Consider the following 3508-nt stretch of genomic DNA (forward strand, 5'->3'; position numbering starts at 1 on the left):
ATATATAAATTATAAATTGTTATTTAATTAATGTATAATTATATTGTTTAGAATATGATATATTATATTAATTAAAATTTTATAAGAATAAGTTATATTTATTGAAAGGAGCTTTACAAATGAACATTTACGCTCACAGAGGTTTTAGTGGAAAATATCCAGAAAACACTATTCTCGCTTTTAAAAAATGCTTAGATATGGATATATACGGAATAGAACTTGATGTTCACAAGACTAAAGATGGAAAAATTGTAGTTATTCATGATGAAACAGTCGATAGAACTTTTAATGGACATGGTTTTGTAAAAGACCTTACCTTAAGAAAATTAAAAACCTTAAACTCCTCCTTTGAGGGTTACCAAAATAATAAAGAATGTAAAATTCCAACTTTAGAAGAAGTATTAATTTTAATTTCACCTACAAACCTCATTTTAAATATAGAATTAAAAACTGACAAAGTAAATTACACTAATATAGAAAAGGATGTTTTGAAACTTATTTTAAAATACAATATGAAAAATAGAGTTCTTATATCTAGTTTTAATAGTAATAGCTTAAAAAATTTTCATAAATTAGACCCCAGTATAAAAACAGCTTTATTGTGCTACTTACCCATAAACAATGTAGTTGAATTTGCTAAATTTCTAGGAAATAGCTATCTCCATCCTCCTTTAATTTTAGTAAATGAATCTCTAGTTGAACTTTGTCATAAAAACTTACTAGGTGTTAATGTATATACTGTAAATGAAGAAGAAGATATGCTACACTGCCTAGCCCTTAATGTGGATGGCATTTTTACTAACTATCCAGATATAGCTTTAAAACTTTTACAATCAAAACAATACATCTAGTTATATAGTGTTTGCACTCCTTGACTTTTATATGATTAATGTGTACAATTTTATTAAATTTAGCTTGGAGGTATACTTATGGATAACTTATTAAACGAACTTAAAGCTTTAAAAAGTAATTTAGATAATTTACCAGTAGAAAAAATAGAAAATTACGATTTGAGTAAGACAGCTTTATTTATAATTGATGTCAATAATGGTTTTGCAAAAAAAGGTGCCTTATACTCCCCTAGAGTAGAATCTTTGATAAAGCCAATTGAAATTTTCACAAAAGAAATATCAAATAAACTAAATAAAGTAATTGCATTTACTGATTGTCATACACCCAAATCTATAGAACTTTTAAGTTATCCAGTTCACTGTTTAGAAAATGATGTGGAAAGTGAATTAGTTGACGAACTTAAATCTATAGAAAATCTACAAGTTCTACCTAAAAATTCTACTAATGGATTTTTCGCACTAGAAAATTTGGACTTTGATGGTATAGATAATATAATTATAGTTGGTGATTGTACAGATATATGTATATATCAATTTGCAATAACTCTAAAATCATATTTTAATCAACATAATATTGAAAAAAATATAGTTGTTCCTATGAATTTAGTAGACACTTATGACATTCCCAATGTTCATCCTGCGGAGATTTTGAACCTAGTATTTTTTAATAGTATGCTTCAAAATGGAATTACGGTATTAAAAGAAATTCGTTTATAATAAACACTTTATATAGGGCTACAGTTGTGATAATAAAATTATTCTATACAAATATTACTTAATACAACTAATTTAATATAAATAAAGTATGTAAATATAAAAATCGCAATTTAAATATTCTTCTACACATCTTTTGTAAGAGAATTTAAATTGCGATTTCTATTTTTTACATAATACTAATCAAACATACTGCTTCAATAGTTAAATTTATTTTTTAATAATCGTATTTATTTGTAGTTTCACACATAACTACTTTTATCTTTTTATTAAACATATTCTTATATTCTAATAAAAACTCATTTAATTCTGAGTCCATAAGATTTATTTTTTTATCACTACAAAGCATTATTTTTTCTTGATCTATTATTACATTAATATCATTTAAATCATTTTTTATGAATGTTGTTATACAACTTTTAGGTTGAATTTTTTCACCATATTTCTCATAAAATCCTGCACTCTTTTTAAACGATTCTAAATCTTCTGTAGATACTTTGCTGGAAGTATTATTACTCATAAAACCTGCTGTAGAAGGGTCAATCCCAAAATTTCTAAGTTGTTGTTCTACTTCTTCAGTGTCCATACCATATCTTTCCATGAACTGTTTTTGTATTTTCATAAACTTTTCTTGAGATATGTCATTATCTTTCATATAATCAAATATTTTTCTTGAAAATTCAGCCATCGACATCTTTCCATCCATAACAGAAAAATATAAGTTATATATGTATTGCTCAAATTTATCTACATCAGAATCTTTAACTTTGTTTTTTAATTCGTTAAAGTCAATTATTCTATCATCAGACATTTTTTATCCTCCTAGCTAAATTTTTACTTGTATAAGATTATACCATACTTCTAATATATTTATATATACACTATTTTTTTAATTTAACCATTTTTTCTGTTGCATCTAATTCACACATTCTTCCTAAAGGAATAGTTATCATTGGTATACAGTGCCCAGATTGTAGATTATATATAGCTGGCTTATTAACCTTCTGTGCAAACTCCTTCAATAGTTCTATTAAATCATCTTCTTTGATACAGTCTTTAAAATCTCCAAAAATTATACCATTGCATTCATCCAGTTTTCCTAAAGAATACAATTGAGTTAACATCCTGTCTAATTTATATTGACATTCTCCAATTTCTTCAATAAATAAAATTTTATCCTTTGCATCTATTTCATATTTAGTTCCTATTGTAGAAATTATTAGAGATAAGTTTCCTCCCATTATTATTCCCTCTGCTTTGCCTTCACATACAGTATAAATCTTTTCTTCTTTTGGATTTTCTAAATATAGGTTATCTTTAAATTCTAAAGCATCTATGAGAGATTTATAACTAAATTCATCCCATTTAGCTACATCCGCTGCCATTATTCCATGATATGGTAAAAGACCACAATTTTTATAAAAAGCTAGATTTAAACCTGTTATATCAGAAAAACCTATAAATGGTTTAGGATTTTGTTTTATTATTTCATAATTTATTTTATCTAGTATTCTTGTTGTTCCATAACCTCCTCTTAAACACATAATTATATCCACTTCTTCATCTAAGAACATCTCTTCTATATCTCTTACTCTAATATCATCATTCCCAGCTAAATAACCTTTATAATTTAGTCCACAACTTTCAGAAAATTTAACTTCATAACCATACTTCTCTAAATTGAATTTTATTTCTTCTAGACTTTTATTTCTCAATGGTCCAGAAGGCGCAATTACTCCTAACATCTAAACACCTCTTCTTCTAAAATGATATATTCTAATTTATGCTAAACATCTCTACTATAATTATAAGACATTTTATTTATACTTGATACAGTAACAAATAGTTTATAAAACTTTATAAAATAATTATAAAAATATAAACTATACTGCGTATGTAGAGAAATCTGCATAGGACACCACTTTAAAACCAGTAAATCCTAA

General features: G+C 25.5%; 4 protein-coding genes. 2 read left to right on the forward strand and 2 right to left on the reverse strand.

What is annotated here, in order from left to right:
• The first annotated feature begins 119 nt into the window (after window positions 1-119).
• The gene (locus KGF50_RS20785; RefSeq protein ID WP_227849821.1) at window positions 120-851 is read left to right on the forward strand and encodes a glycerophosphodiester phosphodiesterase; all 732 of its coding nucleotides are present in this window, start codon (window positions 120-122) and stop codon (window positions 849-851) included.
• A 78-nt stretch (window positions 852-929) separates the two neighbouring features.
• Window positions 930-1568 carry an isochorismatase family cysteine hydrolase gene (locus KGF50_RS20790; RefSeq protein ID WP_227849822.1) on the forward strand — a complete coding sequence of 213 codons (639 nt, stop codon included), beginning with the start codon at window positions 930-932 and terminating at the stop codon, window positions 1566-1568.
• A 214-nt stretch (window positions 1569-1782) separates the two neighbouring features.
• Here KGF50_RS20790 and KGF50_RS20795 read toward each other — a convergent pair whose 3' ends face one another.
• The gene (locus KGF50_RS20795) at window positions 1783-2376 is read right to left on the reverse strand and encodes a DUF3867 domain-containing protein (RefSeq protein WP_227849823.1); all 594 of its coding nucleotides are present in this window, start codon (window positions 2374-2376) and stop codon (window positions 1783-1785) included.
• Between the two features lie 70 nt (window positions 2377-2446).
• A complete protein-coding gene (locus KGF50_RS20800) occupies window positions 2447-3310 on the reverse strand; it encodes an LD-carboxypeptidase (protein WP_227849824.1) in 864 nt (287 codons plus the stop codon).
• Window positions 3311-3508: the final 198 nt, after the last annotated feature.

Source organism: Clostridioides sp. ZZV15-6598 (assembly GCF_020657705.1).
Classification (GTDB): domain Bacteria; phylum Bacillota; class Clostridia; order Peptostreptococcales; family Peptostreptococcaceae; genus Clostridioides; species Clostridioides difficile_F.